Annotated in this window: 21 protein-coding genes and 3 pseudogenes; 10 read left to right on the top strand and 14 right to left on the bottom strand. The window is 62.9% G+C overall.

The genetic code is table 11. The annotated features are described in order from the left end of the window. Window positions 1-87 precede the first annotated feature (87 nt). On the top strand, window positions 88-441 hold the full coding sequence (locus tag F6X39_RS30235; protein ID WP_187619278.1) for a DUF1428 domain-containing protein: 354 nt from the start codon (window positions 88-90) through the stop codon (window positions 439-441). 83 nt (window positions 442-524) lie between these two features. Here F6X39_RS30235 and F6X39_RS30230 read toward each other — a convergent pair whose 3' ends face one another. The 3 genes from F6X39_RS30230 to F6X39_RS30220 all read right to left on the bottom strand — a co-directional run bounded on the left by F6X39_RS30230 (window position 525) and on the right by F6X39_RS30220 (window position 3,078). Continuing rightward, on the bottom strand, window positions 525-770 hold the full coding sequence (locus tag F6X39_RS30230) for a hydantoinase B/oxoprolinase family protein (RefSeq protein WP_262414860.1): 246 nt from the start codon (window positions 768-770) through the stop codon (window positions 525-527). Window positions 771-820: 50 nt separating this feature from the next. Further along, window positions 821-2,128 (bottom strand): MFS transporter, encoded by a 1,308-nt coding sequence (locus F6X39_RS30225; protein ID WP_187619277.1) that lies wholly within the window; start codon window positions 2,126-2,128, stop codon window positions 821-823. A 149-nt stretch (window positions 2,129-2,277) separates the two neighbouring features. Further along, window positions 2,278-3,078 carry a putative hydro-lyase gene (locus tag F6X39_RS30220; RefSeq protein WP_262414859.1) on the bottom strand — a complete coding sequence of 267 codons (801 nt, stop codon included), beginning with the start codon at window positions 3,076-3,078 and terminating at the stop codon, window positions 2,278-2,280. 189 nt (window positions 3,079-3,267) lie between these two features. Between F6X39_RS30220 and F6X39_RS30215 the strand changes: the two genes are divergently transcribed. Beyond that, entirely contained in the window at window positions 3,268-4,200 is a 933-nt protein-coding gene (locus tag F6X39_RS30215) for a LysR family transcriptional regulator (protein ID WP_187619275.1), read from the top strand. Window positions 4,201-4,380: 180 nt separating this feature from the next. On the opposite strand, the gene F6X39_RS30210 is transcribed toward F6X39_RS30215, so the two are convergent. Continuing rightward, window positions 4,381-5,238: an MBL fold metallo-hydrolase gene (locus F6X39_RS30210; RefSeq protein ID WP_187619274.1), complete on the bottom strand. Its 858-nt coding sequence runs from the start codon at window positions 5,236-5,238 to the stop codon at window positions 4,381-4,383. 199 nt (window positions 5,239-5,437) lie between these two features. Further along, the gene (locus F6X39_RS30205) at window positions 5,438-6,412 is read right to left on the bottom strand and encodes a LysR family transcriptional regulator (RefSeq protein WP_187619273.1); all 975 of its coding nucleotides are present in this window, start codon (window positions 6,410-6,412) and stop codon (window positions 5,438-5,440) included. 115 nt (window positions 6,413-6,527) lie between these two features. Here F6X39_RS30205 and F6X39_RS30200 point away from each other — a divergent pair. After that, window positions 6,528-7,061, top strand: a pseudogene (locus F6X39_RS30200) (SDR family NAD(P)-dependent oxidoreductase); the annotation flags it as partial. A 271-nt stretch (window positions 7,062-7,332) separates the two neighbouring features. Here the strand turns inward: F6X39_RS30200 and F6X39_RS30195 are convergent. The 6 genes and pseudogenes from F6X39_RS30195 to F6X39_RS30170 all read right to left on the bottom strand — a co-directional run. Next, on the bottom strand, window positions 7,333-7,590 hold the full coding sequence (locus tag F6X39_RS30195; RefSeq protein WP_187619306.1) for a hypothetical protein: 258 nt from the start codon (window positions 7,588-7,590) through the stop codon (window positions 7,333-7,335). A gap of 13 nt (window positions 7,591-7,603) precedes the next feature. Continuing rightward, on the bottom strand, window positions 7,604-7,870 hold the full coding sequence (locus F6X39_RS30190) for a hypothetical protein (protein WP_187619272.1): 267 nt from the start codon (window positions 7,868-7,870) through the stop codon (window positions 7,604-7,606). Further along, window positions 7,851-8,369: a DUF2778 domain-containing protein gene (locus tag F6X39_RS30185; RefSeq protein WP_187619271.1), complete on the bottom strand. Its 519-nt coding sequence runs from the start codon at window positions 8,367-8,369 to the stop codon at window positions 7,851-7,853. The genes F6X39_RS30190 and F6X39_RS30185 overlap by 20 nt, the downstream gene beginning before the upstream one ends. Before the next feature lie 12 nt (window positions 8,370-8,381). Then, a complete protein-coding gene (locus F6X39_RS30180; RefSeq protein ID WP_187619270.1) occupies window positions 8,382-8,867 on the bottom strand; it encodes an Hcp family type VI secretion system effector in 486 nt (161 codons plus the stop codon). Window positions 8,868-9,112: 245 nt separating this feature from the next. Continuing rightward, window positions 9,113-9,370, bottom strand: coding sequence for a helix-turn-helix transcriptional regulator (locus F6X39_RS37705; RefSeq protein WP_187619269.1), 258 nt, complete (start codon window positions 9,368-9,370; stop codon window positions 9,113-9,115). Continuing rightward, window positions 9,363-9,686: pseudogene (locus tag F6X39_RS30170) on the bottom strand (hypothetical protein); the annotation flags it as partial. The pseudogene F6X39_RS30170 and the gene F6X39_RS37705, both read right to left, overlap by 8 nt. Before the next feature lie 434 nt (window positions 9,687-10,120). Here F6X39_RS30170 and F6X39_RS30165 point away from each other — a divergent pair. Further along, the gene (locus tag F6X39_RS30165) at window positions 10,121-11,038 is read left to right on the top strand and encodes a mechanosensitive ion channel family protein (RefSeq protein WP_184033086.1); all 918 of its coding nucleotides are present in this window, start codon (window positions 10,121-10,123) and stop codon (window positions 11,036-11,038) included. A gap of 82 nt (window positions 11,039-11,120) precedes the next feature. Here F6X39_RS30165 and F6X39_RS30160 read toward each other — a convergent pair whose 3' ends face one another. Then, window positions 11,121-13,070, bottom strand: a complete 1,950-nt coding sequence (locus tag F6X39_RS30160; protein ID WP_187619268.1) for a M48 family metallopeptidase — start codon at window positions 13,068-13,070, stop codon at window positions 11,121-11,123. A 52-nt stretch (window positions 13,071-13,122) separates the two neighbouring features. Next, window positions 13,123-13,722, bottom strand: a complete 600-nt coding sequence (locus F6X39_RS30155) for a LemA family protein (protein WP_187619267.1) — start codon at window positions 13,720-13,722, stop codon at window positions 13,123-13,125. Window positions 13,723-14,182: 460 nt separating this feature from the next. Between F6X39_RS30155 and F6X39_RS37100 the strand changes: the two are divergent. Next, a pseudogene (locus F6X39_RS37100) lies at window positions 14,183-14,320 on the top strand (DUF72 domain-containing protein); the annotation flags it as partial. Window positions 14,321-14,449: 129 nt separating this feature from the next. Here F6X39_RS37100 and F6X39_RS30145 read toward each other — a convergent pair. Next, window positions 14,450-14,755, bottom strand: a complete 306-nt coding sequence (locus tag F6X39_RS30145) for a LysR substrate-binding domain-containing protein (protein ID WP_316251737.1) — start codon at window positions 14,753-14,755, stop codon at window positions 14,450-14,452. 191 nt (window positions 14,756-14,946) lie between these two features. Here F6X39_RS30145 and F6X39_RS30140 point away from each other — a divergent pair, with 191 nt between their 5' ends. The 5 genes from F6X39_RS30140 (at window position 14,947) to hutH (ending at window position 19,837) form a co-directional block, all read left to right on the top strand. Continuing rightward, a complete protein-coding gene (locus F6X39_RS30140; RefSeq protein ID WP_187619266.1) occupies window positions 14,947-15,807 on the top strand; it encodes a transporter substrate-binding domain-containing protein in 861 nt (286 codons plus the stop codon). 95 nt (window positions 15,808-15,902) lie between these two features. Continuing rightward, entirely contained in the window at window positions 15,903-16,625 is a 723-nt protein-coding gene (locus tag F6X39_RS30135) for an ABC transporter permease (protein WP_018422333.1), read from the top strand. A gap of 18 nt (window positions 16,626-16,643) precedes the next feature. Next, entirely contained in the window at window positions 16,644-17,390 is a 747-nt protein-coding gene (locus tag F6X39_RS30130; protein ID WP_184012210.1) for an ABC transporter permease, read from the top strand. Window positions 17,391-17,415: 25 nt separating this feature from the next. Beyond that, on the top strand, window positions 17,416-18,207 hold the full coding sequence (locus tag F6X39_RS30125; RefSeq protein ID WP_187619265.1) for an ABC transporter ATP-binding protein: 792 nt from the start codon (window positions 17,416-17,418) through the stop codon (window positions 18,205-18,207). A gap of 19 nt (window positions 18,208-18,226) precedes the next feature. After that, window positions 18,227-19,837, top strand: coding sequence for a histidine ammonia-lyase (hutH, locus tag F6X39_RS30120; RefSeq protein ID WP_187619264.1), 1,611 nt, complete (start codon window positions 18,227-18,229; stop codon window positions 19,835-19,837). Window positions 19,838-20,138: the final 301 nt, after the last annotated feature.

The following is a 20,138-nucleotide window of genomic DNA, read 5'->3' as shown; positions in this document are numbered from 1 at the left end:
TCCCCGCTCGTCGTGCGTATGGGCGGCCGTGTTGCGATGCGCTGCCAACCGGCACGTACTGTGCGTGTGTAAACAAGGAGATTGCAAATGAATTACATCGATGGATTTGTTGTCCCCGTACCTACGGCCAACCGCGAAATTTACAGGCAGTTCGCCGAAAGAGCGGCGGCCGTCTTCAAGGAGTACGGCGCGTTGAAGGTGGTCGAGTGCTGGGGAGATGACGTGCCAGAGGGCAAGGTGACGTCGTTCCCAATGGCGATCAAGCGCAAGGATGATGAGACGGTGGTGTTCTCCTGGGTTGTCTGGCCGTCGCGTCAGTCGCGAGACGAAGGGATGAAAGCGGTGATGGCCGACCAACGGCTGCAACCGGAAAAAGAGCCAATGCCTTTTGACGGTCAGCGGCTAATCTATGGCGGTTTCGAAGTGATCGTCGACGCGTGATGGCGTAAAAATCTGGCGCCGGTTCGAGTGAGACGCGAGCCGACGCCGCTGTCTGGCATTGAACATCCGCAGTCCATGAAGCGTTACGCTTGCCCGAAACCCCCGCCACCCGGCGTTTCCACCACGAACACGTCGCCCGCGGCCATCTCGACGCTCGCGATATGGCCCAATGCGACGATCTCGCCGTCCGCGCGCTCGACGCGATTGCTGCCCCGCCTTCCCGCGCGTCCACCTGCCGCGCCGAAAGGCGCGGTGAACGTGCCGCCGCGGTCGATCCAGAACTGCCAGCGGGACGGCGTGCAAACATCGGAGGCGTGATCGTGCTTCATGGTGTCGTGGTCGTGATGCGAAAGTGGTAGTGGTGTGCGCAAAATGAAAATCAGGCCGATTCGAGTTCGCGACCGCGCGTCTCGGGCAGCGTAAGCGCGGCGATGATCAGTACGCCATACGCGGCCACGGCGAAAATCCCGATGCTCGTGCCCAGGCCGAAGCGGCTCGACAGCACGCCGATCAGCACTGGAAACAGCGCCCCGATCGCGCGGCCGACGTTGTAGCAAAACCCCTGGCCCGAGCCGCGCACACGGGTCGGAAACAGTTCGGTGAGAAACGCGCCCATGCCGGAAAAAATGCCCGACGCGAAAAAGCCGAGCGGAAAGCCGAGCCACAGCATCGAGGTATTCGTGAGCGGCAACGACGTATACGCGAAGGCAATCGCCATCGAGCCCAGCGCGAACAAAATGAAGTTCGGCTTGCGGCCGATGCGGTCCGTGAGCCATGCGCTGCACAGATAGCCCGCGTACGAGCCCGCGATGATCGTCGCCAGATAGCCGCCCGTGCCCATCACCGTGAGATGACGTTCGGTCTTGAGGAAAGTCGGCAGCCACGTCGTGATCGCGTAGTAGCCGCCCTGTGCGCCCGTCGTAAGCAGTGCGGCGCGCAGTGTCGTCGAAAGCAGCCTGGGAGAGAAGATCTCAGTGAAGCGCGGCGGGTCTTGAGTGTCGTACTGCTGAACCCTGGCCTGTTCGAATACTTCAGGTTCCTTCACATAGCGGCGGATCGCGAGCACGAGCAGGGCAGGCACGAGTCCGATCAGGAACAATGCGCGCCACGCGATTTCAGGCGCCACCACGGAGAACAGCACCGCGTAGAGCAGGGCCGCCATGCCCCAGCCGAGCGCCCAGCCCGACTGCACGAGACCGACCGCCTTGCCGCGGTCGCGCGCGCGGATCACCTCGCCGATCAGCACCGCGCCCGCCGTCCACTCGCCGCCGAAGCCGAAGCCCATCAACGCGCGAGCCGCGAGCAACTGGCCGTAGTTCTGCGCGAGGCCGCATAGGCCGGTGAACACGGCGAACCACAAGACGGTGAGCTGCAACGTGCGCACACGGCCGATGCGATCGGAAAGAATGCCGGCAATCCAGCCGCCGAGCGCAGAGGACAGCAGCGTCAACGTGCCGATGAAGCCGGCGTCCGCGAGCGAGATGCCCCAGGTAGCGACGAGCGTCGGGATGACGAAGGAAAGCATCTGCGTGTCCATGCCGTCGAGCATGTAGCCGACCTTGCAACTCCAGAACGCGCGACGCGCGTGCGGACCGGCTTCGGCATACCAGGAAAGCTGCGGGCTTCCCGTTCCTGACTTCATGTCGGCGGCATCGTCGACGCTCGCCGTGAGTGTCTTGCTGTCCATCTGCTGCTCCTATGGATAGACGCATGGGAAACGATCGAAGCCACGCACGAACGTAGGGATGCGTCATTCCCTCCGGGTCGCGCGGCCCGATGGCTTCAAGGTGCTGTGAATCGCTTGTTGCACGACGGCGCGGCGCGCCGCCGGGACGGTCAGAAAATAGCCAGCGACGCGTTAGTGATATCCGTCATCAGCATGTGGCCCGGCGCGTGCGCAATCGCGAGCGGCAGCTTCGCGGCCGTCAGTGCCGTTTGCGGCGTCACGCCGCAAGCCCAGTAGACAGGCAGTTCGCCCGCGCGGATCGTCACCGGTTCGCCGAACTCGGGGCGCGCGAGATCGACGATGCCGAGTTCCGCTGGATCGCCAATATGCACGGGCGCGCCATGCACGCCCGGAAAGCGGCTCGTGATCTGCACGGCACGGATCGCGTCGGCGCCGCGCAGCGGCCGCATCGACACGACGAGGTCGCCGCCGAACACGCCCGCCCGCTGGTTGGGGATGCTGGTGCGGTACATCGGCACGTTGCGGCCTTCTTCGACGTGGCGCAGGCCGATGCCTTCCTTCGCGAGCATGTGCTCGAACGAGAACGAACAGCCAATTGCAAATACAACGAAATCGTCCTGCCAGAGCGCTTCGATCGATTCGACGCGCTCGCTCAGGTTGCCGTCGCGATAGACGTTGTACGCGGGCACGTCGGTGCGGATGTCGATGTCGCGCCCGAGCATCGGCACGCGGAACTCGCCAGGCTCGCCCACGCCGAGCAGCGGACATGGCTTCGGATTCGCATGGCAAAAGCGCAGGAAATCGTGCGCGTGCGCAGCGGGCAGGATCGCGAGATTGGCTTGCGCGTAGTCGCCGCAATGGCCGGCCGTCGGGCCACGGAAGTCGCGGTGACGGACGGCCTGGCGGAATTCGGATGGAGTCATGGTGTTAGCTTGCTCTGGCGGTTGCATCGGATTGTCTGCGGTGGGCGATGCGTCTTGCCTACCGTCAGGCGAAGCATAGAAAGGAAGAAAATCTGACGCCAGCTAGTTTTCTTTGCGCCAGGTGAATAGAATTTCTTAACGGAATCGCGGGTTTTCCCGAGTCACGTTGAGATTTTTGGAGCGGTTTGCTCCCGTTGCATTGCCCACCTTTGACTGATGAATACGCGCTTCCTCGAAACCTTCGTCACGCTTGCCAAGCTGCGCAGTTTCCGCACGACGGCGACCGCGCTTCACGCCACGCCGGCGGCGATCTCGCAGCGCCTGAAGGCACTGGAAGACGAATTGCATACCGTGCTCGTCGATCGCGAGAGCCGCGAATTTCGGCTCACGCCGAACGGCGAATATCTGCTCGGCTACGCGAAGGCCGTGGTCGAGGCGACGCGCCAGTTGCAGGCCGCCGCGTCACATGAAGGCGCGATGCGCGGCAAGTTGCGACTCGGCGTGATCGAGACGGTCGTGCATAGCTGGCTTGCCGACTATATGCGGCGGCTCTCGAAGGACTATCCGCAGCTCGAAGTGGAGCTTGCGGTGGACGTGAGCGTGGTGCTGCAGCGGCGTTTGATGGCGGGCGAACTCGATCTCATCGTTCGCGTGGAAGGCAGCGACGAGGAATCGATCGTCTGCGATGCGCTCGCGAACTATCCGGTGCACTGGATCGCGCGCGCGGGGCTGCTACCGTCTTCGCGCAGCGGACTCGCGAAACGCGTGCTGCGTCATCCGATCCTCACATTCGGGCGCGGGACGGCGCCTCATCGCGCGCTGGAGGACATCGTCAGCAAGCTCGCACTCGCCAACGGCGTGCCGCTCGCGGATACGCGCATTACGGGTTCGCCATCGATTTCGGTGATCGTGCAACTCGTGCGCGATGGCTTCGGCGTGGCGGCAATTCCGCGTCTGTTCGTCGATGATCTGATCGCGCGAGGCGAGGTGGTCGAACTGCCGCTGCAGCCCTCGCCGCCGTCCATCGTGGTGTCGATGTCCCGACGCGCGGATGCGCCGCTTTTCGTGCACGGCGCAGCGAACGCGGCACGTGCGGCGTGTCATGAATACTGCGAGCAGGGAGACCGACGCTTGATCGAGCGGCTATAGAGCCCGGCTCTTGCGGACTCTGGAGGCGGCAAGCGACCCAGGAAGAGTCATTCGACCCCGCGCTCCAGATCGTTGACGACTTCGTCGATCCTGGTCGAGGCGATTGTTTAGCACGTGCGGTTCGAGTTCAAGCGTTTCCACAGGGACAAGGACGACGCGTTTTAGCGAAAAACAGCGAATTCAGTCCTTTCGCATGCGTGCAACCAATGCGAGCAAGCGGGCATTCATTTCCGCAGCCTGCAAATGCGCGTGCCAACCGTGACCAGGAAGCAGCCATTCGAAGCGATACGCGGCCAACTTGCTGAGCGATTCGGTGAGCGCTGTCCACGAGTACCAGCACGCGTCCCTGAACGCGACGAGGTCCTGCTGGCGTGGGCTCCAGGCAAGCGAATCACCCGAGAACAGCACGCGATCATCGAGCTGGTACACGACGCTACCCCGAGTGTGCCCGGGTACAGGGATCGCGCGCACGCCGGCCGCAATGCTCAGTGCTGACCCGTCGTCGAGCAGATCCGTCGCATATGGGGCGGCCGACACGTCCTCGCGGTGAATCCAGACGCGCGCGCCGAATTGACGCGCGTATTTGTCCGCGTCTGCGACGTCGTCACGATGCGACAGCAGAATGTGCGCAATACCGCCAGCGCCGTCAAACCATTTCACGAGTTCCGCCGCATAGCGCGGGGAGTCGATGAGCAGATTGCCTTCCGGACGCGCGGCAAAATAAGAATGTGCGCCAAACGACGACCGTGCGTTGAATCCACAGCGCCACACGCCCGATGTGATCTGCTGCGGAAAGATCGCTGCGTTCGGACGAGGCTGTTTCGTTTCGCTGCGTACCGACGCCGTAGGGCATACGAGCACCGCACGCCAGGCATCAAGCTGCTCTTCCGGTGTGGCCGGCTGCCGAACGAAGACACTCCTGTCGTTGCGCTCGACGATCAGCCCAGGCGCGACGTGACGAGATGCACCGCAATTGATGCATGCAGTGTCGATGTACCACTCTCCTGAAGCAGAGTCGGCATTACGTATGGGCTTCATCTGATGCTCCCGGGCTGACGTGCGCATCCGCCGGCTCGACGCTCGCTGGCGTCTCGCGGTCGTTGGAGGGATTGTTACACGATCATTGATGTACCGGCGGAAACGGCTCGTTCGCCACGCCCTTGTCCCGCTACGAAGCCTTGTTTGCGTTTGGCGCGTGATTTACCACGGCTGGCTACGCTTGCCGCAACAGACACCCCTACGCGGCACTTCGTCTGCTCCTGGCGCGGCCGCTTCTGCTCGTCGAAGTAACCAACTCCTCGGCCGTGAGGAAAAATTGACTGTTGTCCGCGAGGCGCGCAACGATGAAGTCGATGAAGGTTCTCACGCGGAGCGGTTGTTCCGTCCGGCGACGGTAGTAGACGTAAATCGACTCGCGCTGGGTCAAATGCTGAGTGAGCAAAGGCACGAGCCGTCCAGCCCGGATGTGTGAGACGGCCGAGAAGCTTCCAAGCTGCCCAATTGCCACGCCGGCCAGTACCGCTTCGGTTTCAGCGTCGATATCGTTCGAACAGACCGAAGCAGCCATCTCCCGATACACAATCTCCCCGCCCACCATAAATTCCCACGGCGCCTGCTTGCCGGTGTTCGCACGCCGGTATCCAGAACAACGATGCGCATCGAGCTCGTCCACGGTTTTCGGCGTGCCGTACCGTTCGAGATAGGCTGGCGATGCGCATACGATCAACTGAATCGGTAGCAGTCGCCTGGCAATCGCCCCCTCGGAAGGCGGGGACCCGCCGCGGAAGCCGACGTCGGCGCGATCGCTGACGAGGTCCGTGAAATGATCGTCGAAGCGAATATCGATCTGCACGTCAGGGTATAGCGCCGCAAACTCAAGGATCGATGGCCAGAGTGCCGTTCGCCCGAGCGCCGTCGGAGCGCTTATCCGTAGGGGCCCCGCAACTTCTTCCCCTGAACGGCGAGCATCGTCAATCGCGGACGACAACATAGCGAGCGCTGGCTCGACACCTTGCAATAGTCTTTGCCCCTCTTCGGTCAGGCTCAACTTTCGCGTTGTCCGATGAAACAGCCGGACGCCAAGCGACTTTTCGAGCTGCATGACCGCGTGGCTCGCGGCCTGCGGCGAGATGCCCAGGTCTGCGGCTGCCCGACGGAAGCTGCCGAGCGTTGCTGCACGGACGAACACCGAAATCGCCCGGACCTCATTCATGGCTGACTCCATTCGCAAATATTGGTTGATTATGAGTCTAGCATTCGATGCCCAGTAGCTGTTAATCGCGCGCCCTATGCTTCTCTTCACATTCACCACGAAACGGGAGCAAATCATGAGCAACGCTACGCAGCACCGGTTCAAGCGCGTCTGGTTCGTTACGGGCGCCTCACGCGGGTTAGGCGCACTGATCGCACAAGCGGCCCTGGCGGACGGAAATGCAGTGGTTGCGGCGGGACGCAACGTCCGGGCGATCATTGAGCGTCTTGGCGAATCACCTGCGCTGTTGCCGGTCGCGCTCGACGTAACTGACGAGGAGCAGGCCAAAAGAGCCGCGCACGCCGCTTTGGCAAAGTTTGGCAGGATCGACGTGTTGGTCAACAACGCCGGCTTCGGACTGCTCGCAGCCGTAGAGGAATCGGCCGACGCAGACGTGCGTCGCATGTACGGCACCAACGTTTTTGGACTGCTCAATGTCACGCGTGCGGCGCTGCCAGTGATGCGGGGACAGCGCTCGGGCCATGTGATCAACGTGTCCTCGATCGGCGGCTATCGCTCGGCGGCGGGATTCGGGGTGTATTGCTCGACGAAATTCGCCGTCGAAGGCATTATGGAAGCGCTCCTCGCGGAGTTGAAGCCACTCGGCATTTGAAAAATTGCGCTGAGCACCGCCGATGGTCGATACGATGAGCGAGATCAGGACGAGTTCCACCAGAATCGCGGATATCACCGGGATCATCGAAGGGATCGCCTTCCAGACCAAAAGTCGCGCGCGCCGCGCAAAGCCTTGTCCCGCCTGGCTCTGAGCAAACGCGCACTTTCTGACCCACCAGTTAACCCCCGCAACGCGATCATCACGCGCCGGACTGGACGGGACCGCGCAGGAATGAATTCGGCCTGATCGCCGCTCATCGACCCTGTTAGTTTTTGCGTTGATAGCGCCGCCATAGCCTCATGATCACCGCGTAGGCGAGCACTGCCACGATCAGTTCGATAGACAGCCATACCACGAAATACAAATCGCCGGGATCTTCAATACCGAGCCAATCCGAAGCACGCCACCACGCACGCGCTTCGCTTGCTGTCCACTTATTGGATAGCGGGATATAACGAACTGAAATAAGAAACAACCCGATAAACAGCGCGACCTTGAATAGCCTGCGGACAGGTGCGGTCATCATTCGCTATTTCTCAACGTTGCCTTTTGCCGCGACAGTGCTGCCATAGCCTGATGATCACCACATAGGCAAGCGTCGCCACAAGCAGATCAGCCAGCAGCATGACCGGGATGTATAAATCATCCGGGTCGCGAATGCCAAGCCGATTTGCAGCGTGTAACCACGCAAGCGCCTGCCTTTCCGGCATCGGTATGGGGTATGTGTGGACGTAGGGCACGGAAAGGCAGAACAGGCCGACAAATAGCGCCACCTTGAACAGCCTACGGACAAGTGTTGCCATACGCGATGACCTCAATTGTTCCGTAGGCGCGAAGCCCCGAATTGCCGGCAGGAATGGTCATGGTGTGCAGCAGCGCGTTACGGATTCTCAGAAAATCCGTGCGGCTCGGAAGCGTAATACAGCCGAGTGAAATACCTTCGCCACCTGCCGGATGCAACCGGAATTGTCCGCGCTTGACACCATCAATCCATGTCACGTCGTCAATGAGTCCATCATCCCGATACAGTGCGAACCATTCGCGATGATGTACCGCACTCCCAATCGCTGAATTAACTGTGTCCTTTATCGAAGCCCAAGCTTGAGACCCGATACCGCCAGTGGGCCGGTCTACGATCCAGTATTTTCCGGCCGGGATCGGACCGTTACTTGGCACAGCCGTGCAGCCACCGCGATTGCGGTATTGATCGTTTCCAGAATACACGTCGAACGTGCCGACACCGAAAATTGTGAGCGGTGAAAACTGCTCGTTGTTCACCAAAAACTTACCCTGATAGGCCATTGTCACGCCCCCTTATCCGCGCTCATTCCACGAATCGGTGTATTTGATATTGCCATCAAGGTAATGCCACGTGATGCGGTCGTACATCATGGAGACCGCTTCAACGTGATTGAGTGCGGATGCCTGCGCCAGCCTGGTATTAGCCATGCCGGGGTTGATGCCACACACCTTCACGCCTTCGATCGTCATCACGAAATAGACTTCCTCGTTGCCTGCATCGTTGATGCGATACCACTTGATCTCGGTGGACTGCAGCGTTTGCCCCTTCGCCACGGCCTTGTAAAGATAAGGCGTCGCCGCATCGAACTCCTTTTCGAACGCAATCGGCGAGTGCGCACGCGCGCCGGTGATCTTGCCGTTGGCGGCATCGACCGGCAGATTCACACCGTGGCCGAAACTGATAATTTCAATACTTCCCTCGCGATCCTGAACGGTTGACGAGCCTTTGATGTCTGCGCCGCCATCATCTTTCAGCCACATATGCGCAGGAATCGGCATCTTGAATTTTTCCTTGAATGGTTAAATGAGCGCTGCATGGCTACGACCTCATTTTTAATAAGGTATGCGCTACGAACGGACAATTTTTTACCCGGCTACTCAAGCATTTGCAACGGGGATGCGATGCACTATCAATACATTGACGTGATTTAACAAACAACGGAAGTGTGACTGCGATCTGATCGAGCGCAGCGCGCAGGCAAAAAAAAGACCCGCGCGATGCGGGTCGGGTGGATGTCCTGCGATCAGGTCTCGGATCGCTGGCGCTTCGCCTTCCTTGGCGGCTTTATCTGCGCCTTGCCTGCGTCCGGGTCGTGCTGCAATGTGCCTGCCGCACAATCTGCGATCCATTGATTGACCTCGCTTTCACGCCAGCGCACCGCCGCCACGCCGACCTTGATGGGTTTGGGGAACTTGCCTTGCGCGATCTTCAGATAGATCGTCGATCCGGTCAGGCCGATACGCTGCTCGACCTCGGCGCGGCGTAGCAGGCGCTCATTCATGCGCTGCGTGACCTCTTATCGCCGCGAGCCACCGGAACGGTTGCCAGACCACGGCGATGCCCGCGCCACGAAAGAGTATGGCCTGGCCGAGCTCGACGAAATGCGTGGTGGGCGCGGCGAGCATGACGTTCTGGGCGAACTGCGGCATGCTGCGCTCGAGCGTGGCCATGAAAATGCCCATCGAAGTGGTGGCGAACAGGTGCAGCGCCGCGCCAGCGAGAAAGAGCGCGCCCGATCCTTCAATCGGTACGTGCAGCGCGCCGCGCACGATGAAGGTGAGCGAGAGCGCCGCCGCGGCGACGGCGACTCGTCCGACATGCGCGTGGCCGCGACGCAGCCGACCTATCGGAAGCATGTGAGTGAAAACCAATGCGCTCAATGAGTTGAGCGAGTCATGAGCCTGTTGTCCACAGGCTTGTGCCCAGTTTCTGTGGGCATCTTGAGTGGTTATCGAAAGGCCTGCAGAGAAGGTCGAACGGGGCGTGAGGACATCGCCGTCTCCTCGAAGTCACGCCGGCGGGGCCGTTCACGGAACTCGGGGCGGGCAGCCGCTAGCCCGGGCGGCTACCGTTACGACAGAAGCGATCTGGATAACAGGCTCAGAAAAAACACGCAGCTTTGACCGCTGATAATGCCCAAAACGGAAGTTATCTGGTTAAATTCCCGGAAGCCAGTCGAGTTCGTCCACATATACCGTCGATGCGCGCGCGGAAATCTACCCGCTGTCCAATATAGGGATCGTCAAGACACATGGAGAATCTTCTCGTCGAAATCAGTTCGGACAGATGGGCCTTCCTGCTGGATATGCTCACCGCGTTCTCGATTCGTCTGGGCGCCGCTGCGGGCATACTGGTGATCGGATGGTGGGTCGCGCGCCGCGCTTCGATGTCGCTGAGCCGGCTTCTTGCGCGTCAATCACGCATGGACGCCACGCTGCGACCGATCCTCTGCGACATCGGCCTGTGGGGCATTCGCATTGTCGCGATCGTCGGTGCGCTGTCGCAGTTAGGCATCCAGACGGCCAGCATCATTGCCGTGCTTGGCGCAGCCGGTCTTGCGGTCGGTCTCGCGCTGCAAGGCACGATGCAGAACATCGCGGCCGGCATCATGCTGCTAGTGTTGCGGCCGTTCAAGGTCGGCGACTATATCGAGGGCGGAGCCGGCAGTGTTGCGGGCACGGTCGACGAAGTCAATCTGTTCACGACGCGTCTCACCAAACCCGACGGCATCTGCGAATACGTGCCGAACAGCGCGTTGTGGAGCAATTCGATCCGCAACTTCAGCCGTAATCCGATGCGCCGGCTCGATCTCGAAGTGGAGATCTCGATCGGTGACGATGTGGATCGCGCGCTTGAGGCGCTGCGCACGCTCGCCGCCGCCGACCCGCGTGCGCTCCGCGATCCCGCGCCGCAGGTGATGGTCATCCGCTTCGACGACAGCACGGCGGTGCTGAATATCCGCGTCTGGTCGAACACGGACATGTTCTGGACCATGCGCTGGGAACTCGCGCGCCGGGTGCGTCAAACACTGACCGACGCGCAATGTTCGCTGCCGTTGCGCACCCGTGAATTGCACATCGTGCCAAGCGCGACGGCCGCGTCGGTCACCGGCGCAGCCGCCGGTCAGGCAGGGTCATCCGCGATCAGAAAACCGGAGCAGGGGGTGTAGCCCCGGTTCTTCGATCCCGCGGCATAGCGATCGCAGTTGTTCTGCGTTCCTTGCCGCGACAAAGCCCTGCATGCAATGTCGTTCATCGTCTGTCCGATTCGCTCGCGACGAGCGGCGGTAGCGGGCAGTCGAGCGTATCGCAAATGGCGCGGAGCAGCTCCGCTTCACGGACGGTGACCTGCTGGTTCGCCACGATGCAGCCCGCGCAGGCGGCGACAATCCGCTGCTTGATGGCCGGAATGGATTGATCGAGCGTTTGCAGGGCCGCGTCGAACCCGGCGAGGGTGCATTTCTCGCGGGGCGGCAAGCGGTGGGTGTGGTCGCCGCCAATGTAGCCGCGCATGCCGGTATCGAAAGCCCGGGCGGCCTGGTCGGGTTCCGGCTGGCCTTCCCAGGCCAACAGCGCTAACACCGTCGCCACCGGCTGCGCCAGTTTTTGCGGCGAACTGTGCATTGGACGCGTCTGACGCTGCGGCAGGAACTGGGCGTCGAGATGGCGATGCAGCACACAGCGGAGCGTGTACTCGAACAGGCTCAGCCGCTGGTCGGCGATCACTAGCATCTCGACCTGGGCGCGGAAAGCCCGGTGCTGGCGCGGCGACATCTGCCGCAGGGCTGGCAAGGTCAGGTCCAGTAGCGGCAACCGATGCGTGTCCGGCAGTACCTGGACAGGGACAACCAGCCGCAAGGCTTCCGCGAAGTCCTGGGGCTCAGCGTCGGCCTTCAGCTGGGTCAGCTGGAGTTCCCGCAGGTCCGCCCGCGGGTCCATGAGAAGAGCATAGACCAGGGCGCGAGCACTGAACGGCTCCTGAGCGGCGACCCGGAGCACCTCGGGCATGCTGTCGTGCAGCTCGTGGGCGTAGTCAATCACTTGTGGATCAATGTGGCCGACGCGGGACGCCGCATCGGCGGCGAAGCCCAATACCGGCACCGGCACCTGCGGCAGCCCCGGTAACGTGGGAACCCCGGCGAACGGCGGGACGCGGCTGGGGCGGGTGCCCTTGAGTTGTTCCCGATCGACATCGACCGGTCGCACTTCCGGGAACTGGCCGTCGAACGGGGGATTGAGCCGGCGGATGCGCTCGACGAGGGGCGGGTGGGTGGCCAGCAGTCCGGCGAGCCCCTCGCCGGCGAAAGCGTTGGCGAAAAACATGTGACCAGCCTCGGCGGCCCGGGGGGTGTCGATGCGCGACCCCTCGGCCAGCCCGCCGATCTTCTTGAGCGCCCCGCCAATCCCGTCGGGGTTGCGCGTGAATTGGACGGCGCTCGCGTCGGCCAGGTACTCGCGCTGCCGGGACACCGCTGCCATGATCAGCCGACCGAAGAACGCTCCCACCAGTCCCAGCACAAACACGCCCAGTCCCAGTAGCACCATGCCGCCGCGGGAATCCTGTCTTCCCGACGAGCGTCCGCGGGAAGCGAACATGAGGCTGCGGCCGATGATGGACAACGCCATGATCCCAAAGATCAGGCCGATCAGCCGGATGTTGAGCCGCATGTCGCCGTTGAGGATGTGGCTGAACTCGTGCGCCACCACGCCCTGCAGCTCGTCACGGGTCAAGTAGTCGAGGCAGCCCTGGGAGACGGCGACCACAGCATCGCCCGGGGCGTAGCCGGCCGCGAAGGCATTGATGCCGGTCTCCGGCAGAACATATACGGGGGGCACCGGCACTCCCGCAGCGAGGGCCATCTCCTCGACGACGTTGAGCAGCCGCTTCTGCCGCGCGTCGGTGGTCGTGCCGGGCACCTCCTTACCGCCCAACATCAAGGCGACGGCCTGCCCGCCAGAAGCGAGCTGGGCCACCTTGAGCGCGCTGGCACCGCCGACCAGGATGCCCACCGCCGGCGCCGCGAGCAGGAGCATGTCAGGTTGCCACCAGGACACTGGCTCGTGAGCGCCATACGTGCTGAGCGCCACCAACAGACCGTACACGAGGGCGATCAGAATCAGGATCGCGAGGGCGAAATAGACCACCAGCTGGAAGGTCTTGCGCCGTGCCGAATCCTGCTGCTGAAAGAAATTGGTGGCCATGGTCGGCGCGGTTTTGAGAGCGTGAAGCGCACGGAGCCGTGGCGGTTCCGGGTTACCGGAACGACACCTTGGGCGCTGCGCGCTCGGCCTCTGCGGTTTCGAGCAGTGACGCTTCCTTGAAACCAAACATGCCGGCCACCATGACGGCTGGGAAGACCTCGCGCTGGTTGTTGTAGTCGGTGGCGGCGTCGTTGAAGGCTTGCCTGGCGAAGCCGATCTTGTTCTCGGTCGAGCTCAGTTCCTCCTGCAGGGCGAGCATGTTCTGGTTGGCCTTGAGGTCCGGGTACGCTTCGGATAGCGCAAAGAGCCGGCCCAGAACGCCGCCGAGCTGGGCCTCGGCCTCGTTAAACCCCCTGATGGCCGCCGGGTCGCTGGGGTTGGCGGCGACTTTCTGCTCGGCTGCCATCGCGCTGTTGCGGGCCTTGATGACGGCGTCGAGCGTCTCCCTTTCGTGACCCATGTAGCCCTTGACCGCTTCGACCAGGTTCGGAATCAGCTCGTAGCGGCGTTTGAGCTGCACGTCGATTTGGGCGAAGGCGTTCGCGAAGCGGTTCCGGGCGACCACTAGCCCGTTGTAGATGCCCATGAGGCGGAGCGCGAGCAGTAGCCCGACGCCCAGCAGCACGAGCAGGGTGACGACGACGGGACTCATTGGCCGTGACCTCCGACGAGAGGAGTGCTGGTTTGGACCATCGCGCGACTATGGAAACAGGATAAGTGAAATGACATTTAATTCAATCAATTCGTGAAACTGTTATAAGACAAAGGGTGCGAATTAAGCGTGCCCCATCAATTCCTTTCATTCCGGATCTTGACTTCTATCCGGCGACAAAGATTGGGGCTGACCTGATTACGGCCTTACTGGCTTCCGGCACGAAGGCGGCGCGTGCCAGTCTCCAGCACGATCACGGTCGCAAGCGTTTGTCCAATGCCGGGTACTGGAGTAAAGAGGGCGCAGTCCGCGTGTGTGCGACGTTTTCCCGAAGACGCTTTTCCACGATGGCGATCTGTGCGGAGAGCGTCGTAATGACCGCGACGTTCGCGCGGACCGCGAGCGCAACGTCGTCGGCGAGATGCAGCTGGTCGACAGGCGCTTCCACCCCCGCGGCGCCGAGGCTCTTGCCGAACAGAACGAGCGGGAGTCGACGCTCGCAATGGAAAGGCAGCGCGGGATCGTGCACGTCATTGTCGATGCGCCGGAGCTCGCGATCGTGCGGCTGCATGGCCGCAACGCGGAGACTTGGAGCGGGATGTCGCTCGGCGCAACGTGGGAATGATGATGCGGCTGCTCAACGCCGAACGGTAGGGGCTCGGAAGGCGCAGTTCGGCCGGGAGTTGCCGTTCGCGCAACACACAAAGTCGTCATTCCAACGGCCAGTTCACCTGGCGGATTGCTGTCGGTGGCGGGAGCCTTTCGAGGGGTAGCCGGCCAGCAATGCAGAGCAGCGCTCGCGCAGGAAGGCATTCAACGCGCTGATCGTCGGTGTCAGTCGCGCACGGTGAGCACAAATCAAGTGCAGCGGCGAAGGCTCGCAATACTCCGGCGGAAACAACTCCACCAGTCGACCTGCCTTCAGATCGTCGATGAGGTCCAGTCGCGACTTGTAGACAAGGCCTTCCCCGGCTATCGCCCAGCGACGAACTGCATCGGCATCGTCGCTGATGCGATTACCCGTGACTGCCACTGTGCGTTCGCCGCCAGGCGGGGTAAAGCGTCAGATCCGAGACCCTGACCTGGTGGATACCCTGAATCGGCGACATTTTCAGAAATTGCGCTTGCGCCAAAATTCGACTTCCCGCATCTTGTCTAGACAAGATGAAACCGCGATTGGCGCGCTACCGTAATGAAGTTTTCGGCAATCCAAGGAGTGTGGACATGCAGGCGAAGTGCAGATGGTTGGTCAAGAGTTTGATCGGTGCCGCGTTTGGAGCGGCGGCGCTTGCGGGCAACACCGCCGAGGCGAAGGACTGGACGACAGTGACGATCGCCCTCGAAGGCGGCTACGCGCCCTGGAACATGACGCTGCCGGGCGGCAAGCTGGGCGGCTTCGAACCCGAACTCGCCGCTAACCTGTGCGCGCGGGCGCAACTCAAGTGCAATCTCGTGGCGCAGGACTGGGACGGCATGATTCCCGGCTTGCAAGCCGGAAAGTTCGATGTTCTGATGGATGCGATCTCGATCACGCCAGAGCGCGAGAAGATCATTGCCTTCTCGAAGCCGTATGCGTCCACGCCGGCGACCTTCGCGGTCACCGACACGAAGATCCTGCCGAAGGCAACCGCCACCCCGGCGCCGCTGAAGCTCGACACCGACGCCAAGTCGAACGCGCCCGCCGTCCAGGCGCTGCGCACGGCGCTCAAGGGCAAGACCATCGGCATTCAGTCGGGCACGGTCTATACGCGCTTCATCAACGAGAACTTCAAGGATGTCGCGTCGATCCGCGTCTACAAGACCTCGCCGGAACGCGATCTCGATCTGTCCAATGGCCGCATCGACGCGTCGTTCGACGATGTGACGTACTTCGCCGCAAATGCCGACAAGAAGGAAACGGTGCCGACGGTGACGGCCGGCCCGAAGATCGGCGGCCTGATCTGGGGGCCGGGCGAAGGCCTCGCGTTCCGCAAGCAGGACGCGGACCTGAAGGCGAAGTTCGACGCGGCGATAACGTCGGCGATTACCGACGGGACCGTGAAGAAGCTTTCGGAGAAGTGGTTCAAGACCGACGTGACGCCCTGAGCGTCGCTCACAACGTGACCGCGCGCTTCGGCCTGATCCGGCTCGAAAGGCTGATGCCGCGCGGCTTGTTTCGCAGGCTTGGTTGAGGTGGCGTGATGGCTCTTTTCGAAATGCTCGGCTTCGGGACCGATGGCTGGGGCGGCCTGCTCCTGCTCGGTGCGTTCATGACGGTGGTGCTGACGCTTGCGGCGCTCGCGATCGGCGCGGTATTCGGCGCGCTCGTCGCAGCGGCAAAGCTCTCGCGCTTTCGCACGGCGCGCGTGATCGGCGACTTCTACACGACCGTCTTCCGCGGCGTGCCGGAACTGCTTGTCATCTATCTGTTCTACTTTGGCGGCTCGACGCTGGTGTCCTCGATCGGGCAGTGGTTCGGTGCCGACGGCTTCATCGGCGTGCCGCCGTTCGTGATTGGCGCGTTCGCGGTGGGCATGATTTCCGGCGCGTATCAGACGGAGGTCTATCGCGCCGCCGTGCTAGCTGTCTCGCGCGGCGAACTCGAAGCTGCGCGCGCGATCGGCATGCCGACGCTTACCATGGCGCGCCGCATCCTTATTCCCCAGGTGCTGCGATTCGCACTGCCGGGTATCGGCAATGTGTGGCAGTTGAGCCTCAAGGACTCGGCGCTGATCTCGGTCACCGGTCTCGTCGAATTGCTGCGTGCCAGCCAGGTCGCGGCGGGATCGACACACCAGTACTTCCTGTTCTTCGTCGTTGGCGGAGCGCTCTATCTCGCGATGACGGGCGTTTCGAACCGTGTGTTCGGCCGGGCGGAGACGATCGTCGGCCGCTCCTTCAAGCGCAACTTCGCGCGCAACTGACGCAAGGGCGGCCTCATCATGCATATCGATTTCGATTTTCTTCTCGACACGACGCGCCAGCTCGTTGCCGCCGTGCCGACCACGCTGAGCCTCTTTTTCACCTCGCTCGTGCTCGGCGGCCTGCTTTCGCTCGTGATCGTCACGATGCGCGTCTCGCCGCACTGGCTGCCTAACCGCTTCGCGCGCGCCTATATTCTCGTGTTCCGCGGCTCGCCGCTGCTGATCCAGATGTTTCTCGTCTACTACGGGCTCGGACAGTTCGGCGTGATCCGCGAAAGCTTCCTGTGGCCCGTGCTGCGCGAGCCCTACGTGTGCGCCGTGCTCTCGCTCGCGCTGTGCACGGCGGGCTACACCGCCGAGATCATCCGCGGCGGCCTGATGGCCGTGCCGGTCGGGCAGATCGAGGCGGGTCATGCAATCGGCCTGTCGGGCTTCGCGCTGCTGCGCCGTGTGATCGGCCCCATCGCGTTGCGGCAGTGCCTGCCCGCCTATTCGACTGAAGCCGTGCTGCTCGTCAAGTCGACGGCGCTCGCAAGCCTTGTCACCGTCTGGGAAGTGACTGGCGTCGCGCAACAGATCATTCAGCAGACCTATCGCACGACGGAGGTGTTCACGTGCGCTGCGCTGATCTATCTATGCCTGAATTTCCTCGTGGTGCGCCTCATCGGCCTCGTCGAGCGTCGCCTCTCGCGCCATCTGCGCGCCGCGCCCACCGTCGTGCGCCGTCCCGCCACGCAACTCGAAACCCGCCGCGTCGCGTCTTGATCGGCCCATCTTTCCGGAGAATCGTATGAACGCAGTCGCACCGGTCGCCCTGTCCGTGAGGAACATCCACAAGTCGTTCGGCGACCATCACGTGCTCAAGGGCATTTCGCTCGACGCCCACGAAGGCGACGTGATTTCGATCCTGGGTGCGAGCGGCTCGGGCAAGAGCACGTTCCTGCGCTGCCTGAACCTGCTTGAGATGCCCGACGACGGCACCGTCGCGCTTGCCGGCGAAGCGCTGAAGATGAAGCGCCGCCGTGACGGCAAGCTGCAACCGGGCGACCGCCGCCAGGTGGACCGCGTGCGCTCGCAGCTCGGCATGGTGTTCCAGAACTTCAACCTGTGGTCGCACATGACGGTGCTGGAGAACCTGATCGAAGGCCCGATGCGCGTGCAAAAGCGCAGCCGCGCCGAAGCGGTCGAGGAAGCCGAGGCGCTGCTCGCGAAGGTCGGCCTCGCCGACAAGCGCGGCCACTATCCCGCACATCTCTCGGGCGGCCAGCAGCAGCGCGTGGCAATCGCGCGCGCACTCGCGATGCATCCGAAGGTGATGCTGTTCGACGAGCCAACTTCGGCGCTCGATCCCGAACTCGTGGGCGAAGTGCTGCGCGTAATGCGCACGCTTGCCGACGAGGGCCGCACGATGCTCGTCGTCACGCACGAGATGGGCTTCGCGAAACACGTTTCCAATCGCGTGATGTTCCTGGATCAGGGCCAGGTCGATTCGGACGGCACGCCCGCGGAGGTATTCGGCGAACTGAAGTCGGAGCGCTTCCGCCAGTTCGTGTCGAGCCATCAGGACCGCAACGCACATTGATCCATCGTCGGGGTTCATCATGACCGTCATCCGTACCGGAAACCCGCTGGACTGGCGCGAAGTCTGCGCCGTCGCGGCAGGCGCACCGCTCGAGCTTTCCGCGCAAGCGCGCGAGCGCATTGGCGCCGCGCGCGCGCTCGTTGAGCAGATCATCGCGCGCGGCATGCGCGCCTACGGCGTGAACACCGGGGTCGGCGCGTTGTGCGACGTGGTGGTGTCGCCGGCCGAACAGCACACGCTTTCGCACAACATTTTGATGAGCCACGCGGTGGGCGTCGGCGCGTCGCTCGGCGCGCAGGAGACGCGCGCGATCATGGCCGCAGCCATCAACAATTACGCGCACGGGCATTCGGGCGTGCGCGTCGAGCTCGTCGAGCGGCTCGTCGCGCTGCTCCAGACCGATTGCCTGCCCGAAGTGCCCGCGCTCGGTTCGGTCGGCTATCTGAGCCACATGGCGCATATCGCACTCGTGTGCGTCGGCGCGGGACACGTGAACTGGCGTGGTGAGCGCATCAGCGGCGCCGAGGCGCTGCGCCGGCTGGGGCTCGAACCCTTGTCGCTCGAAGCGAAAGAAGGCTTGAGCCTCGTGAACGGCACGCCGTGCGTGACCGGGCTCGCGGCGCTCGCGCTGCAACGCGCGCACCGGCTGCTCGACTGGGCTGACGCCGTGGCGGCGATGAGCTTTGAGAATCTTGGCGGCCAGATGGTGGCGTTCGACGCGGGCTCGCTCGCGTATCGCATCTCACCGGGCCTTGCGCAGGTCGGCGCGCGCATGCGCGCGGCGCTGCTGGGCAGCGGTCTGCTGGCGGCGGCACTCGGACGGCGTACGCAGGATCCGCTCAGCATGCGCACGATTCCGCATGTGCACGGTGCGGCGCGCGATGTGCTGGCTGCGACGGCCGAAGTCGTGAACCGCGAACTCGCCTCGACGACTGACAATCCGATCATCGCCGGCACGCCCGAGGAGCCGCGCGTGTTCTCGCAGGCGCACGCCGTCGGCGCGTCGATCGCGCTCGCCATGGACAGCCTCGCGGCTGCGGTCGCGCAGGTGGCCGCGATGGCGGAGCGGCGTCTCGATCGTCTCGTCAATCCGCTCGTGAGCGGGTTGCCCGCGTTTCTCGCGCAAGCGAGCGGCACGCGCTCGGGCTTCATGATCGCGCAATACACGGCGGCGGCGCTGGTCGCGCAGAACCGCCGCGAGGCCGCGCCCGCGAGCCTCGACGGCGGTGTGACGTCCGGCTTGCAGGAAGATCACCTTTGCCACGCCACGCCGGCCGCGCTCAAGGCGCTGGCCGTCATCGACAACAGCGGCCGCATATTTGGCATTGAACTGCTTGCCGCGGTTCAGGCATACGACCTGCAGCCTATCGCGGCCGAGCGCGCGCCGTATACGCAGGCGTTGTATAGCCAGGTTCGCGCTGTCTTGCCGACCTACCGTGACGACCGTCCGCTTGCGGACGACATGACACGCGCATTCCACATGATCATGGATGATGGTCCGCCGCCGTTGCCCGGCTTGCTGACGGTCCGGCCCTCACGGGATTTCTGCATTCCGGCACCAACGGACTCCGTGGCGGGCAGCGCGGCGGCCTCGGCGAACGATGCTTTGCCCGGGGCGGTCGGTACTTGAGGCTGGCGTCGCGCGGCGCCGCGCAAATCGTTCATGGTGCAACCAGGACAGTCATGACTGAGGCGGCGCAGGCGGGTGGAGAGGCGAAGCGGTTGAAGCTGCAGCGCAAGCTTGCGCCAGCATACGAACAGATAAAGCGCTATGTAATCGAGCGCATAGCCGATGGCACCTGGAAGGCAGTATGACTTCCTGCGGGACAGAGGCTGGCCTGCCGCAACGGAATCAAACGCGGGTTAGCATTGCTGTCAGAGCCGCACGGTGCGGACGTGCCGCACCCGGCGATTTCCGACGCGGAGGCCAG

The organism is Paraburkholderia sp. UCT2, assembly GCF_014397665.1.
GTDB lineage: Bacteria > Pseudomonadota > Gammaproteobacteria > Burkholderiales > Burkholderiaceae > Paraburkholderia > Paraburkholderia tuberum.
The sequence above is the reverse complement of the archived record's forward strand: the minus strand, read 5'-3'. Positions and strand labels throughout refer to the sequence as shown.